The organism is Anaerobacillus sp. QJM3NY_32 (genome assembly GCF_056173645.1).
On sequence record NZ_CM149684.1, the window covers coordinates 3713751 to 3730155 of the forward strand.

The following is a 16405-nucleotide window of genomic DNA, read 5'->3' on the forward strand; positions in this document are numbered from 1 at the left end:
ATCCCCCTTACGATAGAAAAAGGGAGAAGAGCAATCCCTCTCCCCCCATCCTCTTTTACTTAAGATCGCCTGAAGCATCTTCTAGCGAACTAATAAATTGATCCACATCCTGCTGTGTAACAAAGATATTAATCGCCTGGTTCACTTTTGTGACAAAGCCTTCAGGTGCAGCCGATCCGTGGGCAAGACTTGGAGCAAGACTAGCATTTTTAAAGTCTTCAATTGTTTCTTTCCCATACTCATCATAGTTCGAGAGATCGGCATCAACACGAGCTGGAATAGAGCCTTTTAATGGGTTGAACGCATCCTGTCCTTCAACAGAACCAAGAACAGATAAGAATTTCTTAACGTCTTCAGGATTTGAAACTCCCTTTGGTAGACCAAATGTATCTGTAATGACCATAAACATACCGTCTGTTCCAGGTGTTGCCACCCAACCAAAGTCTTCTTTCACCTTTAAGTTAAGGTCGTTCACAAAATAACCCTTTGCCCAGTCTCCCATAACGTTCATCGCCGCTTCTCCATCTGCAACAAGCTGGGAAGCATCCTGCCAATTTCGTGAGCTATGGTCTTCATTCACATAGCTGAGCATCTTCTTAAAGTTCTCAGCGGCTTCCTTTACTTTCGGATCACTAAACGACATTTCTCCAGTGAAAAGCTTTTTGTAATCATCTGCTCCAAGCGTTCCTAAGAGCGCAGTCTCAAACAAATGAGTTGCTGTCCAGGGCTCTTTGTCTCCAAGAGCAAGCGGCGTAACACCAGCTTCTTGTAATTGGTCAGCAGCAGCGAAAAATTCATCAAACGTCGCTGGCGGCTCCACACCGTTCTCTTCAAAAATGCTCGTGTTATACCAAAGAACATTTCCGCGATGAATATTCACAGGAACCGAATAGATATCTCCATCTTTACTAACAAGATCAATTAAATCTTCAGGAAACTTATCTCCCCAACCTTCGGATTCATACAGGTCGTTAAGCGTTTCCATTTTGTCAGCCGCAACCCATCCATCGTTCAATTCAGAACCACCATGAACCTGGAACGTTGCTGGTGGATCATCACCCTGCATGCGACTTGCAAGCACGGCTTTCGCGTTCGTTCCTGCTCCGCCCGCAACTGCTGCGTTTTCTACTTCAATATCAGGGTATTCTTCTTTAAATAAGTCAATTAGCGCATTCAATCCATCCTCTTCACCAGCACCTGTCCACCAGCTAAAAATATCAAGCGTTTCTTCTTTACTAGCACTTCCTTCACTACTGCTATTCGTTTCCCCAGAGTTTGAACAAGCAGAAAGTGGTACAAGAGCTAGGACAAGAACGAGAATCCATCCCGTAAGTTTTTTCAACGTTCCCTTCATACAATCAATCCCCCCGTTTCTTTTATTACATTTACTTTATCAAATTGAATGGCTCCCAACCCATGTAAGCGCCTTCATATTTTTGTTGTTATCTTCACTTTTTTGTGGTCTTGCTCATAAGCTAGTACAGAACTACGAAAGAAAGGATCTCTTGATTAAAAGGAGAAGAGAGTTACTAAGAAATGTCCTAACGAGGTGAAAGAGAAATGATGTTTTCTGAAGTTAATCTGGACAATCTCTCAAGGCAACAAATTACTTCTTTCATGTTCGATAGCATTGTAGATGATGGAAAAGATGGAGAGTGCATTCTCGTTTTTGGTGCAAAAACGATCCATCGCGTTCAAAAAGCAGCCAGACTATATCATAACGAGCGCGCTCCAAAAATTTTAGTTTCCGGATCTGCAGCAAGATGGGGTAAAGAAGAAGAGTCAGAAGCCATTTGGATGAAAAACCACTTACTTAACTTTGGCGTACCCGAGGAAGATATTCTTCTCGAACTCGAAGCAGCGAATACGACAGAAAACGTCATTGCTTCACTTATGGTACTTCAACGCTCATTTGGGCTGAATCACATCAATAGACTTCTGATTGTGAGCTCCCCCTATCACATGAAAAGGTGTCACTTAACTCTCACCACCTATATGCCGGACTGGATCTCCTATACTCTCTGCCCCGATGACAGAGAATCTGGACAGGGAGACAACTGGTGGAAGAATGATAGAGAAAACGCTAGAGTCATGAAAGAACTTCACTCCATGCAGAAGTATATACAGAAAGGCATTTTGAAGGATCTACCATTCCAATAACAAAAAACCGCTAGTCGGTTTCTTTTTTTGTCATACGTGCAATTGTTCACGGTACTGAGATGGTGAAAAACCTGCTTTTCGTTTAAACACTCGACTAAAATAATTTGGGTCCTTATAACCAACATTGAAACAAATTTCTTTCAAGCTCTTTGAAGGATCAAGCATTTCTCGTTTCGCTGCTGTAATTCTAACTTCTGTAACATAATCTATAAACGTCATACCACTTTTGTCTTTAAATAATTTACTTACATAATAAGGACTAAGATCAACATGCTCAGCTGCTTCTTCGAGTGTTAGCTGCTCATGATAATGTGTGTGAATGTATTGCTTCACCTGTTCAAGACGATCTCCTCCATGAAGCGAACGCCATGTTTGCACACTCTCATTCAATTTCCGAAGCTTTGCTCTGGCTAGATTTCTTGCCTCATTTTCGCTTTCCGCTTGAATGTACTTGTAGGAAGTTAAGAAAATTCCGTTATTTTGTAAAATTCGTTCTGCAACAAGAAAGAGCTCGTTCACCTTTTGAACAAATATAGCAGGCTGTTCACCTGAGATCATACCAAGATACACTTCAAGTTCTTGCATCGCTTTGGTGAAATCACCATTATTAATGGCGTTGATCACGATAGACTCCTGCTCCTGAGTTCCGCTCTGGCGCGGTACGTTAGGAATCTTGCTTTCTTGATAAAAGGCATATGTGACCTCTCGTTGAAAGTCTAGTGTGTTTACAGCATGAAGCGCTTCGCGATAAGATTCAACAAATTGATCAGCTTCCTGATAAGGTCTGCCAACGCCGATACATACGACCTCTCGGAAATCCTGATAAAATTCATGAAGAAGTTGTCTTAACGTAGGCTGTAACTTCGCTTTTAATCGTTTATCCTTCTCCAGAAGATCTTCACTAAAAAGAAAGCAGGGTAAATACGTATCATCCCTCACTCCAATCATCGCCTCACCAGGCACGTTGGATTTCATTTTTTCTTTTACCCACTGAACCATTTCATTGACGATCGCTTTTCTTTCCTCAGGAAATTTAAAGATAACCGCATACCCAACTGTCGTCTGAAAGCCTAACAGCTCACTCCACTCTGAAGGACTAAACTCTGTGACGTGATCCATTAGGATCGCGTTCATCCACTCTCCTTCTAGAAGATGAACAGCTTTTGTCAGCTGTGCTTGTACATGATCTTGCTTCTCAGCTTCTACTCGTTCATTTTCAATTTCGGCTGAGAGACGGGTAATGGCGGAAAAGATCTCTTGCTTTCCCCCTGGCTTTAGTAAATACTCTTTCACTCCCTGCTTCATCACTTCGCGGGCATAGTCAAACGTATCGAACGCGGATAGCATGATAAATTTTATTTCGGGTTGATTTCTCTTTATCGTTTTCACTGCTTCTACCCCATCGATACCTGGCATTTTAATATCCATAAAGACAATCTCCGGCTGAAACTTTTCGGCAAATTCAATGGCTTCTCGTCCATTTTTCGCTTTCTGAATGGTGACTTGATCTCCATATTCTCTTTTAATCATCAATTCGACCGCTTCACGCTCTAACTGCTCGTCATCTACAACCATAATCCTAAGCAAGCTGTTCATCTCCTCTCATCTTCGTATAAGGTAAATTCAGACGAACGGTCGTACCTGAACCTTTTGTGGATTCCACCGTCATCGTGCCTGTTTCCTGATAGTATAATTCAATTCTTTTTTTTACATTTTGCATGCCAAGCCCCGTCGAATGTCCTTGTCTCTTCTCAGAAACCGATCGGCCGTCATTGAAGAGAAGCTGTGTTAGTCTTGCTTTATCAATTCCAACACCATTGTCTGCCACCTCCACAACAACATCATTTTGATCAGAATAGACCCGAATGACGATTTCTCCCCCTTCTTCATACGACTCCACTCCATGTATAAACGCATTTTCCACGATCGGCTGAAGCGTTAAGACAGGGATCATGCAATCAAGAACCTCTTCATCTGCCACTACGTTAAACGTAACCCTTTCACCAAATCGTGACTGCTGGATAAAGAAATATTCTCGAACAATATTCAGTTCTTCTTTTAATGTGACATCCTTCGCTAAATTTCCTAGATTGTAACGAAGAAGTGCGGCAACAGATTCAATGAGCTCACTCGTTTGATCCGCGCCTTCGATATAGGCACGTCTCGAAATCGTATTTAGCGTATTAAAAAGAAAATGTGGGTTGATCTGACTTTGAAGACTTTTGAGCTCCATTTCTTTCAACAGCTGATCTAACTCTGATTTCTGTTTTATCTCTTTAATTAATCCTCGGATGTTCTCTTGCATGCGATAAAAAGTATCCGCTAGTAGCTGTAGCTCATTTCTAGATCTCACAACTACTCTATTCGCCGTAAAGTCCCCTTTCGATAGCTTCTTAGCTGCTGCTGCAAGCTCGTGTATGGGCCTTGTGATACCTCTTGAGAACCAAAATGCCATCAACAAACTAAATAAAATCATCGAAACGAATAATGATATGCCCATCCACTGCAAATACGTACTCTTTTCCTCCATCTGGTTGTAAAACATGCGATAATCCGTTAGCTCAGAATTAATTAATGTTAGCGTCGTTTCTTGGATAAATGCTGAGATTTGAGCAGCTTCATTTAAATGACCTGAATATTGATTAATATCCTGTCGTTGAAAAGCTTGCACTGTAATATCACATTCAAGCAGGAAGCTTTCGATCATCTTTTCATAATTCGTGACGGTTTGATCGTTCGCTTCATTTTTTACCGAGCTAAGAAGCTCGTCTTTTTCTTCAGAGAGAATCTTTCTCTCCATGGCGTATGCTTCTAATTCTTTCTGTGTCCGTTCTGTTAGAAAGGTATTCATCGCCTCATACACTTTATTTGTTTGCTGTGATATTTCGTTCAGCACGATAAAGCGTTCAAAGCTCGTATGGTAATCATCAATAGTTCGTTGACTGCTATGAAACAAATAGAAAGCGACACCATTCATTAAAATGACGAGCATGGTAAAAAAGAGAATAAATTTGCCCTGGATTTTCATGGTAGTTTAATCCCTCCCGGCGTCGTTCTTTCTAGTTGCTTTAAGTCTTTTTTTCTCAATACTTCTGTCATCGTATGATGATACGTTGAAACATCCTTTCCTTCGATAATTTGTATCATTAATTCCACCGCGTTATATCCCATCTCATATGGCTTTTGTTCAACTGTTGCTTCTAACTTTCCATCTTTAAGTAGCTGCATCGTCTCAGGAAGCACATCAAAACCAATAACATAAACCTGGTCGGTCATCCCGATGCTTTCAAGAACCTGCACGATACCGATCGCATCAAGAGCGCTCGTCCCATAAAAAGCATTGATTTCAGGATGTGCTTTTATCATTTCGTACGTTTTCTCCGCTGCTTGTATTCGCGTAATTTGTGAGGCATCGATGGCAACAACATCGACGCGATCGCTATTTTTAATAGCATCTTTAAACCCTTCTACACGAAGCTTTTGATTCGCTGAATCAAACCTTCCCGTAATAATCCCAACCTTTACTTCGTCATTTGTATCTTTAAGAAGCGCCTGACCTGCGAGAAATCCAGCGTAATAATTATCTGTGCCTACATATGCCACACGCTTACTATCAGGAGCATCTGTGTCCACTGTGAGAAAAGGAAATCCTTTCTCTGTGACACTATTGATAATTGTCGCGGATACGTCTTGATTTAATCCCTGTGCCATAATGCCATCAGGTTTAGATGCCGCTGCCATCTCAATCGTTTTGATATGTTCTTCAAGGTTCGCTTGTTTTGGCCCTGTGTATTCAAGTGAAACATTGTACTTTGTAGCCGCTTCCCGCGCTCCTTCCTCCACAAGTCGCCAGTAATCGTTATCGATCTCCTCCGTTACAAGAACGAAACGATAATCCGGTACTGTATAGGAGGCAGAAGGGCGATCAGGCGTAATATTGAAAGCCCTTACAGAATAGAAGATAAAAAAAGAAAAGGACAAAATCACTAAAAAACCCCCAACAACGTAAATCCAGCGTGCCATCGCTCAACCTCCTTTTTTTGATGGGGGTCAGGTACGTACCTGACCCCCTCAAAAGACACTTGTTCTCGCTCACGAGACTCTCTTACCTTTACGTCATTATATATCGTAGTAGCTTCATAGAATCAACTTGTTTTTCATATAAGATTAGCAGCAAAACAAAAAACTGCCTCTATAAACGGTTCTAAAACACGTTGATAGAAACAGCTTTTGTTCTTTAACGCCATTGCTTCCACTTTTCCATAAACTGTTGTTTTTTTAACTGAAGTAGTGTATTTCCTTCTTTATCTTTATTTTGCTTCTGCCATTCGTAGAAACTTGCAACAGTAATGAGTGTAGCTCCTGCGATTAATAGGTAGGCCCACCATGGCATATTCCCCCAATAAGGTCGCGTTTGCAGAAGAAGGTTCAAAAGAAGAACGCTACATCCGATGACAAAGTATGATTTAATGCGATAGTAAAAACCTGCAAGCACGGAACCAAGGGATAGCCCACCAGCTATGATCGCATCATATATTGTATTACTCATCAAAGCATCACCTACAAGAACTGCTGCTACGATTAAAAGAATGCTCCATTCTATGAAACTCATGATTTGCTTGCTTTGATTCCACGTACGCTTTGATAAATAAATCGTTAACGCAATCCATGGCAATACATAAACTTCTGTCACAATATACTTATTGATTTCAATGTGATGAAGGAGCGTGTAATAAGGGACTAATAATGACAGGGCAGTAATGCTTTTCATTACTTTTGCAGCCAAACCAGTCGGCACTCTCCTTACTTGAAGTGCGAAAAAAACAAAGATAAACAGTGCTCGTAACTCATCAGCCCAGAAAGAGTCGAATGTAAGCTCTTGATAAAGATTAAGTACTGTTAAAAGAGCTGTTACGGAGTACCAATCAATATGCTTTTCCTTCAGTTGCTTTACTCTAAAGGAATAGAGCCTTTTATGAATAAGGAAGCCCGCAGTTAACATCCCTACTGCCACTCCTACAAAAAGAAGCGTTCGCATCTCCATTGTCTCAACGGGGAGAAGAAATACCAGCGTTTGAACGAATAGGAGAGGGATAATCGTGATGATCTGCCAATCAGATTGGTGAATCAAGTAAAGCAGCAGAATCGCATAGAGTAGACCAACACTAAAAGGCACAGAACTGATTTCACTGTATTCGGTTATAAAAGGAAGAAATCCTAAGATAGCAAATGGAACCGCATACCACTTAATCCTCTCTTTCCACCTTCCACCAAGGAAAAACCAAAGCGCAAACATAATGATACTTGATGCAAATCCTGTATACGTGTATGCCTCACCGTCTAAATTAAAAGTATCAACTAACGCCATGTAGAGAAAAGGAAGAACGGTAAAACCTGCATAAAGAAACGTTCGAACCTCCCATTCGATTTTCCTTGTTAGAACGGAATAAGCATAAACGAAAAGGCCAACGATATATAAGACTGGCTCATTCCCCTGCTCTAAAATGGTATAAATGAGAGCGATCGGCAAATAGACATGTCCTAAATAAAAATAACTACGCTGTATAACAACGTCTTTTTTTCCAAGCGTGTCAGCAATCAGGATCAGCAGAACCGCCCCGATAATCCACTGAAACATTCCTTGAATAGGAAATGCTTCCGCAACAGAAAGATAAGCACCCAAAGTAAATACACTGATCACTGGCCATAACGTCTCTTCCTCTGTGCGCTTAAAGATCAGATAGAGTACGCCAATAGCTCCTACCAACAGTCCCGAGCGAACAAATAATTCCTCTACCGTCGCGCCGAACAAGAGAAGCAATGCCAATCCATAGAAGCTGACACCGGTCCAAAAAGCCATTTCCTCCAGGTCTTTTACATTCCTTTTTTGCCAAATAAAATGAGTACCGATAATGAGTAGCGCTGCAATCGCCGTATGGAATGGCGCACCCAAGCTATCTTCATAGAAATCATTTTTCGCCAATAAAGGATAAAGCGCCAACAGCGCAGTTCCCCATGAAATAGAATGCAGTAACGCTCCCGTTTGACGAAGCCATTTCCACTTCCCTTTTCGATAGATCGATAGATGAACAATTCCTAACATGAATAATAGGATACTTTCTAGCCACCATAGCTCGCTAAGAAGACCAAGCAATAGGGAGAGCATCATAGGACCAAAAGAAACGAAGAGCGATCCAGTTTGAATTCTTTTTGTCACGCTCCATGTATTCAAATAATAGCCACCCACATATATCGTTACGCCTGTAAAAAACAAATGAAGCATCACTGTTTCAACCGATGGATTCGTATAAAGTAAACTTATCGCATACAGTCCTGCAGCAGCTAGAAATAGTGGAGCCAAAAAACCAAAAATTCGATAGCGTGATAGATTAGCAAGGTATATATAATTAAGACTAATGAGCAAGTAACCAAACACAAGCAGCCAGGACGGATCATCAAAGCGCAAAATCAAGCCTTTGTATGTGATAAAAAAGAATGCACATAGTGATACAGCACCACTTGTCAGTTGGAATGCTTTTCTCATATATGGATTTTGAAGACGATCCACCGACTGTAAGCCAATAAAAATAAAGCCGACAAGTGCGTATAACATAACGTCCGCAGCTTCAAGGAACGAGTGCTCAATAAGCTGATAAATGCCATACACAAGTAAGAACGTAAAGACAAAATGATATTCCTTTTGTTTTCCAATAAAAATCATAGAAAGATAAAGAAAAGCCGTCACGATCACATTAAAACTATAAAAAACGTCACTTTCATAAAAGAATAGTAGGAGCAGCGTTGAGAGAATAAGATTCCCCTGCGCATAGATAGGAAGTTCTTTCGTAAAAAGAGCGAAACTCTTTATATTTTTTGTTTGAGCATAGATTAGGAGCAACAGTCCATTAAAGATCACGATTCCAAGATAAAAGAGATCTACATGCGGGTTGAATACCTGGATAAAAAAGGCCGCACCGATGCTTAACGTCACAAAAGAAAACCAAACAAATAAACGTGATTGTTGCCGATTTGCTTGCAGGAAATAGAGAGGCAAACAAACCAAAACACCAATAAGACCAAGCACTTCATTCCCATCGCCTCTCACAGATAACCAATCTCCAAAAAGTTGAAAATAACCTGCTGAAAATACGACGATAGGCAGAAATAGGCTTCCGAGAACTAAAAAGGAGAAGGCAGTCTTCTCAATGCGAAGCTTATGTCCACTGAGCCAGCTAATCCCAAAGAACACAGCCGCAATTCCGCCAATGAGCGCGGTCTTCATGATCGATGTCATCACATCCCACGTACTAGTGGCAAGTACCAGCGCACCAAGTAACAAGAACACCACACCAATAACCAGAATCCATGTTAAATTTCGATCTCTAAGCTCCTGTGTTGATTTCACTTTCTTTTCTTTTACAGGATTTGGCGCCTCTGACTTAGTTGGAACTATTTCTCGTGGGACAATTACTTCCTCATGCTTTTCCTCCGCTTCTATAGCCTCATCCATCATTTTTTGATACGCGTTCGAAACAGTACCGTATGTCTGCTCTGATATGTAATCTTTCACCCTGAGCTTTTGCAGCTCAGATTGAAATGCTTTTTCCCTCTCTTCCTCATTCATTTTTCACACCTCCAATGATTAACAACATTTTCCTAATTTGTTTCTTGCTCTTAGTTTACTCATACTCATTTCTTCCTTGCAATATGATTCCTTCTATTTTTCTGTTTATTCACAAAACAAAGCGATTGTCCATGTATGGTGGACAATCGCTTTGTTTTATCTTTGAGTGGGGTCAGGTACCGACCTGACCCCACAAATAACCTTTCTGTTCTAACAATTCCTCATGTGTGCCCTTCTCAATGATTTCACCATGATCGAGGGCGATAATTTGATCAGCTCGTTGAATCGTATTCAGGCGATGCGCGATAATGAAGCTCGTTCTACCTTCCATTAACGCCCAGAGCGCCTTTTGAATTTGAATTTCAGTTCGTGTGTCAATGCTGCTCGTGGCTTCATCGAGAATTAAAATCGCTGGATCGGCAAGCACCGCTCTTGCGATGGAGAGAAGCTGTCTTTGACCATGACTAATTCCCCCTCCATCCTGGTTCAATACAGTATCATATCCTTCTGATAACCTGGAAATAAACGTATGAGCATTAGCAACTTGAGCTGCTTTTTCTACTTCTTCATCGCTTGCATCCAGTCTCCCGTAGCGGATGTTTTCGCGAACCGTTCCGTTGAAAAGAAACGTGTCCTGAAGAACGAATCCCATATTTTGCCGCAAGCTTTCTCTTGTCACTTTCGTAACATCATGATCATCTACTTCAATCTTGCCACCATTCAGTTCATAGAAGCGCATCAATAAGTTTACGATGGTGGTCTTTCCGGCACCAGTTGGCCCAATAATTGCGATCGATTCACCTGGCTTCGCTTCAAAAGAAATATTCTTAAGCGTCGAACCTTCTTTATCATAGCCAAATGAAACATTTCGAAACGCCACTTTTCCCTTTACCTGTTTCAGTGCTACTGCATTTTCCTCATCCGGACGCTCTTCTTTCTCATCCAAAATAATAAAAACACGCTCTGCACCTGCAACCGCGGATAGTATCGTATTAAACTGATTTGCAAGATCGTTTAGCGGTCTCGTGAAAAGTCGAGAGTATTGGATAAAGGCTACAATCACACCGATCGAAACCATCCCTTTAATAGACAGCCAACCGCCTGCCGCTGCTATGAGTAAAAAACTTAAGTTATTTAACACGTTCATCAATTTAGGTATAAAACCAGAATAGGTCATCGCCCAGAATCCTGACGTACGTAGCGCTTCATTTTTTTGATCTAACTGCTTTAGCACACGCTTTTCTTGAGAAAATGATTTGATAATTTGCTGTCCAGAGAGCGTCTCTTCAATAACACTGTTCATCTCACCTAGATTACGCTGCTGTTCTTTAAAATAATGTCCTGTTCGGTTCGTGATCCACTTCATTCCGAGAAACATAAGAGGAATGATAGTGAACGTAATTAAAGTAAGCAGCGGACTTAACCACAACATCAGCCCTACCGTACCAACAAGAGTGAGCACACTTGAAAAGATCTGGATCACAGAACTATTTAACGTTCGACTCACATTTTCTATGTCATTTGTTAATCGGCTCATTAGCTCTCCGTGCGTCTTCTTATCGAAGAATGGAATCGGCAAACGATGCAGGTGATGAAATAAATCTTTCCGCATTCGATAGACCGTTTCTTGTGCAATCCCAATCATCCAGTAGTTTTGGAGAAAGGTAGCTGCTGATTGTAATACGTACACCCCGACTAATAGTCCGAGAATGAGCAGTAATCCATTTAAATCAGCTGGTACAAGATATTCATCAATTGCAATGCTCGTTAGATAAGGCCCTAGAAGACTAAATCCTGAACTAAAAAGAACCATCACAATGACGAGGAAAAGCAATCCTTTTTGCATCGATAAATAGCGCCAGATGCGCGCAACAGTTCCCTTCAAATCATCTGGTCGCTTTCTCGCTTGTTTATTAGAGGGTTTGTTGTTTGAACTCATTGGACGCCTCCTCTCCGTACTGAGACACATAAATCTCACGATAAACGTCATTGTTCCGAAGAAGTTGCTCGTGAGTCCCTTCTCCAATAATTGCGCCATCTTCAAGTAAAATAATTTTATCCGCCTCTTTAATTGAACTGATTTTCTGAGCAATTAATAAAATCATGCTTTCACGATGCCTTAACGCTTTTTGTAACTCAGCTTCTGTTTTTAGATCAAGTGCACTTGTACTGTCGTCAAGAATAAGGATTTCCGGATTACGGATAAGGGCACGCGCAATCGATAAACGCTGTTTCTGCCCTCCAGAAAGGTTAATTCCTTTTTGTCCAAGTACCGTTTCATATTGATTAGGAAGCGTCTTAATAAACGAATGGATTTGGGCTGCTTTAGCCGCTTCTTCAACCTCTTTTGCGGTAGCATCTTCCTTTCCCCAGCGAATATTCTCAGCAATGGTGCCGCTGAATAACACAACTTCTTGAGGAACCACTCCCATACGGCTCCTTAATTCATCAATACCGATATCCGTCTCATCCTGTCCGTTGAACGTAATGTGACCTTCTACAGGTTCATACAATCTTGGAATAAGCTGAACCATGGATGACTTACCTGAACCTGTCGCACCCATGACACCAATGAATTGTCCTTTCTCTGCAGTGAAATTTATATCTCGCAGCACATCGTCCTCTGAATCGGGATAACGAAAGCTCACATGGTGAAACTGAAGTTTCTCTAACGCTAATGGCTGAACACCTGATGCTTCTTTGGAAGACGTATTTGTATCCAACACTTCCTCCATCCGATAGGCAGAAGCTCTTGCTCGTGAAAGAAGCATCAAAATAAACGAAAACATGGTTAGCGCTACTGTAATCCGTGTGCCATATGTAATGATGGCTGAAATTTCACCAACCTGAGCTGTTCCACCGACCACTTTCACTCCGCCAAACCAGATTACGGCAACAATTGCCACGTTCATAAGAATCAACAGTACCGGCGTAGCAAGTTCAATCAAACGAAGAGATGTTACCGTTTGATTCATTAAATTCTCGTTCACTTTTTTAAACCTTTGTTGCTCATGCTTACTTCGAAGATAAGCTTTAATGAGTCTAACGCCAACTAGATTTTCTCTCATCACTCCATTAACTCGATCAAGTTTTTCCTGTACTGAGCTGAAAAGCGGAACTCCCTTTTTCATCACAAAATAAAGAAAGACAATGACTAAAGGAATCGCTGCTGTTAAAAGAAGGGCGAGCTGTACATCTACAACAAAGGCCATGATTACCCCACCAACCACAAGCAGCGGGGCTCGAACCATAATACGGAGTCCCATAAATACTACGAGCTGCACCTGATTCACATCATTCGTTAGTCTTGTTAAAAGAGATGAAGTGGGGAAGCGGTTAAAGTCAGCAAAAGCGAAAGACTGTACCTTTTCAAAGAGAGCTTTTCTGAGGTCAAAGCCGAAATGTTGACTAACGTATGAAGCAAGGTAAGTATTTACGATCGAAGCAATAAATGAGACAACCGTTAAAACAAGCATCCAGATCCCCAGTTCAGTAATGACACTAAGGTTTTCCTTCGCAATACCGTTATCAATAATATCCGCCATAAATAGCGGTAGCCAAAGTTCAACGGCTAATTCAACAAGCATTAAAAGGGCCGCTACAATCGCCGCCACCTTGTATGGTTTAATAAAGGATAGTACTTTTTGCATGGCATCCTCCCTCATCCTACATCCTTTTTCTTAATTTTATATTATACAGGATATTTAGGGCCTCGAACAAAAATGAGCTTTTTCATAATCCCTACGAATATTCATCGGAAATAATAAAGGCCAGCTCACTTTCGAGCTGGCTTAGAACTATGCTTTATTACTTTTAGAAACAATCATTTCAAGATCGCCTTCTAGCTTACAATCTTTCATTGTGGCAGGGATGATTAGATGGTCTCCCTGCTTAACAGAGTGAGAGGTTTCCGAAGATATAATCATGCCTTCTCCACTCAGCACACTAACAAGTAAATAAGGATGATCTTGCGAAAGAGAATATTCTCCATCAAGTTCCCATTTATAAACCGTGAAATATTCCGATGATACAAGCTCAACCTGGTTTAATCCTTCTTCTTCCGTTACGACAGGTGAGAACGGCGGATCTTCATGCGGAATCGTGGATACATCAACCGAGCGTTCAATATGAAGCTCACGTGTGTTTCCATTTACGTCTGTACGATCATAGTCGTACACGCGATAAGTTGTGTCAGAGCTTTGCTGAGTCTCAAGAATCATCGTTCCGGCACCGATTGCGTGAATGGTTCCGCTTGGTACAAAATAAAATTCACCTGGCTCAATCGGAACACGACGTAGTAAACTGTCCCATTCACCCTTTGCAATCATTTCTTCAAAAGACTCTTTTGACTGTGCATGATGGCCAAAGATCAGTTCTGAACCTGGATCACAATCAATAATATACCAGCACTCGGTTTTCCCATAGGCTTCACCTTCTACTTCTCTTGCATATGTATCACCAGGGTGAACCTGAACAGAAAGATCACGATCGGCATCCAGAATTTTAATCAAAAGTGGAAAATGCTCTCCGTCTTCATTCCCGAACAATTCACGATGACTATCCCAAACTTCATTTAACTTCTTTCCTGCAAGCGGACCATTTCTTACCTCACTTGGCCCATTCTGATGAGCTGAAATTCCCCAGCATTCTCCAGTCGTTTCTGTTGGAATCGTATAGCCGAATACATCTCTCAGTTTTGTGCCGCCCCAAAGACGATCCTTAAATTCTGGCGTTAGAAAAAGTGGTTCATGTTGGTACATACTATGTGCCCCCTAATTTTCTTTATATTTTTCATTTTCAAAATTCTGCCGGCCATGCATAGCGGCACCAATTATCCCAGCCTTATCATGCAGATGTACTGGTTCAATCTCTATTTTCCCACGTAGTCCTTCGTATACATAAGAATCTACTTTTTCTTTAAGAAGTGGTAGAATCATATCCTTTGCCTGCATCACGCCACCGCCCAGTATAATAACAGATGGATCAATAGAATGAACGATGTTCGCAATGCCTATCGCTAGTGCATCCATAGCTTCGTCAATAATAGCAACAGCTTCCTCATTTTCTTGTTCCGCAAGCTCAAAAACTTCTTCAGCACCACCCGAAATTTCAAGTCGTGCCTTACCTTCTCTTGCAATCGACGTCCCAGAAGCAAGTGCTTCAAGAGATCCTGCGTTCATGTTGGCATGCTTTTGACCTCCAGGCTTAATGATCATATTACCGACCTCAGCACTGTAGCCATGCTCGCCTTGAATAAGGCGATTATTTTGAACGTAACCCCCACCGATCCCCGTACTTACAGTTATGTAAAATGAGCTTTCGCGACCCTTTCCTCCTCCATACAATGCTTCACCAAGAGCAGCAGCGTCAGCATCATTCACAAGATACGTAGGGATACCAATCGCTTCCTCTACCATTTCTGTAATCGGAACATCTTGCCAACCTGGAAGATTAGGCGGTGATACAACAACTCCATCAAAAGGATTAAGCGGCCCGGGTGAACCAATCCCAATAGATACAGCTGAATACGCTTTTTTTACTTCTTTTATTAGTTCAACCATTCTAGTTATAATCGATTCGTAACCTAAGCTTGCCTCTGTAGGTATTTGTTTTACTTGTAGTATTCGTCCGCTCTCGTCTACGAGACCGACGCGGAGATTTGTACCGCCAAGGTCAACTCCTATATATACATTTTCCAACATCCTACCTCCCAAACTTTCTTTTCTATATATTATCACGAATTTTCACTTTATAAGAAACGAAACAGCGATTACGATAGAATCTCCAATTTTAGATATGAAAGAACTAGAATGAAGACAAAGTTATAAGATGGCTATATCAATGATCCAAGCATTAAGAAATCAACAATATTAACGCACCTAGTCTAACAGATTGGAAATTAATATATTATTTCAGAAAATTCTTCCTAATCATCCAAACCTCTGCTAAACTATTAATAAAACTACACAAATCGGGTGACTCAATGGTTTTTGACGGCATTTTATTATCTATTCTTGTCGGGTACCTACGCAAAGGTAGCTTAAAAGGCTTTGCTTTTCTTTCCTTTAAAGCAGGTTGGATCTTCCCCCTGTTGCTTCTTATTGAAATTGGCATTTTCACATTCCAATCTTCCTATTCCTGGCTCGGCACGCTGAGCGCACCACTCTTTATGGTTATTTATATTGTAGGACTCATTTTTCTTTGGTTAAATCGTAAAATGAACATCGGCATTATGCTTCTTTTCATAGGAGTGCTCCTTAACTTTATCGTAATGGCGATCAATGGAGGGCGAATGCCGGTATCACTTGAAGCGGCAAACATACTTGATCCCGCATATGCAGAAGCCATCAAAAATGGTCTCTATGGAAAACATGCAGTCCTAACCGACAGTACTGCCTTTGGGTTTCTCGGTGACATCATTCCTATTACTGATCCTTATCCAAAAGATCAAGTCATTAGTATTGGCGACATCATTATGAACATTGGTATTTTTATTTTCATCCAGCGCGTTATGGTTAAGTCCAAACATCCAGAAGACCTCATCAAATCACCTGCGCCTCAAAAAGGAATATGAAGGGAGGTGACGTTCATGGAACGTAAAGAGGGCATTAAGCTAACAGG

General features: G+C 41.2%; 11 protein-coding genes. 2 read left to right on the forward strand and 9 right to left on the reverse strand.

Annotated features, from left to right (window positions below):
- Positions 1 to 55: 55 nt before the first annotated feature.
- Positions 56 to 1354 (reverse strand): ABC transporter substrate-binding protein, encoded by a 1299-nt coding sequence (locus tag AC0VYH_RS19280; protein ID WP_475365889.1) that lies wholly within the window; start codon positions 1352 to 1354, stop codon positions 56 to 58.
- 206 nt (positions 1355 to 1560) lie between these two features.
- On the opposite strand from AC0VYH_RS19280, the gene AC0VYH_RS19285 reads away from it, so the two are divergent.
- Positions 1561 to 2160 (forward strand): YdcF family protein, encoded by a 600-nt coding sequence (locus AC0VYH_RS19285; protein WP_475372941.1) that lies wholly within the window; start codon positions 1561 to 1563, stop codon positions 2158 to 2160.
- Positions 2161 to 2190: 30 nt separating this feature from the next.
- Here the strand turns inward: AC0VYH_RS19285 and AC0VYH_RS19290 are convergent, their stop codons facing one another.
- The 8 genes from AC0VYH_RS19290 to AC0VYH_RS19325 all read right to left on the reverse strand — a co-directional run bounded on the left by AC0VYH_RS19290 (position 2191) and on the right by AC0VYH_RS19325 (position 15483).
- Positions 2191 to 3747 (reverse strand): response regulator, encoded by a 1557-nt coding sequence (locus tag AC0VYH_RS19290; protein ID WP_475372942.1) that lies wholly within the window; start codon positions 3745 to 3747, stop codon positions 2191 to 2193.
- Positions 3740 to 5188 carry a sensor histidine kinase gene (locus AC0VYH_RS19295; RefSeq protein WP_430245774.1) on the reverse strand — a complete coding sequence of 483 codons (1449 nt, stop codon included), beginning with the start codon at positions 5186 to 5188 and terminating at the stop codon, positions 3740 to 3742. The genes AC0VYH_RS19290 and AC0VYH_RS19295 overlap by 8 nt, the downstream gene beginning before the upstream one ends.
- On the reverse strand, positions 5185 to 6183 hold the full coding sequence (locus AC0VYH_RS19300) for a sugar-binding protein (RefSeq protein WP_475372943.1): 999 nt from the start codon (positions 6181 to 6183) through the stop codon (positions 5185 to 5187). Before AC0VYH_RS19300 ends, AC0VYH_RS19295 begins: the two co-directional genes overlap by 4 nt.
- A 214-nt stretch (positions 6184 to 6397) precedes the next feature.
- Entirely contained in the window at positions 6398 to 9784 is a 3387-nt protein-coding gene (locus AC0VYH_RS19305) for a hypothetical protein (protein ID WP_475372944.1), read from the reverse strand.
- Between the two features lie 172 nt (positions 9785 to 9956).
- Positions 9957 to 11723 carry an ABC transporter ATP-binding protein gene (locus AC0VYH_RS19310; RefSeq protein ID WP_475372945.1) on the reverse strand — a complete coding sequence of 589 codons (1767 nt, stop codon included), beginning with the start codon at positions 11721 to 11723 and terminating at the stop codon, positions 9957 to 9959.
- Positions 11698 to 13434, reverse strand: a complete 1737-nt coding sequence (locus AC0VYH_RS19315; RefSeq protein WP_475365895.1) for an ABC transporter ATP-binding protein — start codon at positions 13432 to 13434, stop codon at positions 11698 to 11700. The genes AC0VYH_RS19310 and AC0VYH_RS19315 overlap by 26 nt, the downstream gene beginning before the upstream one ends.
- Before the next feature lie 147 nt (positions 13435 to 13581).
- Complete coding sequence (manA, locus tag AC0VYH_RS19320) at positions 13582 to 14544, reverse strand: mannose-6-phosphate isomerase, class I (protein WP_475372946.1); 963 nt, start codon at positions 14542 to 14544, stop codon at positions 13582 to 13584.
- 12 nt (positions 14545 to 14556) lie between these two features.
- On the reverse strand, positions 14557 to 15483 hold the full coding sequence (locus AC0VYH_RS19325) for an ROK family protein (RefSeq protein ID WP_475367997.1): 927 nt from the start codon (positions 15481 to 15483) through the stop codon (positions 14557 to 14559).
- Positions 15484 to 15767: 284 nt separating this feature from the next.
- Between AC0VYH_RS19325 and AC0VYH_RS19330 the strand changes: the two genes are divergently transcribed.
- Positions 15768 to 16358: a DUF5317 domain-containing protein gene (locus AC0VYH_RS19330; protein WP_430243444.1), complete on the forward strand. Its 591-nt coding sequence runs from the start codon at positions 15768 to 15770 to the stop codon at positions 16356 to 16358.
- The last annotated feature ends 47 nt before the right edge of the window (positions 16359 to 16405 follow it).

What these genes read in the sequence shown, in the direction of transcription:
- AC0VYH_RS19295 (WP_430245774.1), bottom strand. Translation starts at nt 5,188, where the DNA reads ATGAAAATCCAGGGCAAATTTATTCTCTTTTTTACCATGCTCGTCATT.
- AC0VYH_RS19305 (WP_475372944.1), bottom strand. Translation starts at nt 9,784, where the DNA reads ATGAATGAGGAAGAGAGGGAAAAAGCATTTCAATCTGAGCTGCAAAAG.
- manA (WP_475372946.1), bottom strand. Translation starts at nt 14,544, where the DNA reads ATGTACCAACATGAACCACTTTTTCTAACGCCAGAATTTAAGGATCGT.
- AC0VYH_RS19310 (WP_475372945.1), bottom strand. Translation starts at nt 11,723, where the DNA reads ATGAGTTCAAACAACAAACCCTCTAATAAACAAGCGAGAAAGCGACCA.
- AC0VYH_RS19315 (WP_475365895.1), bottom strand. Translation starts at nt 13,434, where the DNA reads ATGCAAAAAGTACTATCCTTTATTAAACCATACAAGGTGGCGGCGATT.
- AC0VYH_RS19280 (WP_475365889.1), bottom strand. Translation starts at nt 1,354, where the DNA reads ATGAAGGGAACGTTGAAAAAACTTACGGGATGGATTCTCGTTCTTGTC.
- AC0VYH_RS19300 (WP_475372943.1), bottom strand. Translation starts at nt 6,183, where the DNA reads ATGGCACGCTGGATTTACGTTGTTGGGGGTTTTTTAGTGATTTTGTCC.
- AC0VYH_RS19285 (WP_475372941.1), top strand. Translation starts at nt 1,561, where the DNA reads ATGATGTTTTCTGAAGTTAATCTGGACAATCTCTCAAGGCAACAAATT.
- AC0VYH_RS19330 (WP_430243444.1), top strand. Translation starts at nt 15,768, where the DNA reads ATGGTTTTTGACGGCATTTTATTATCTATTCTTGTCGGGTACCTACGC.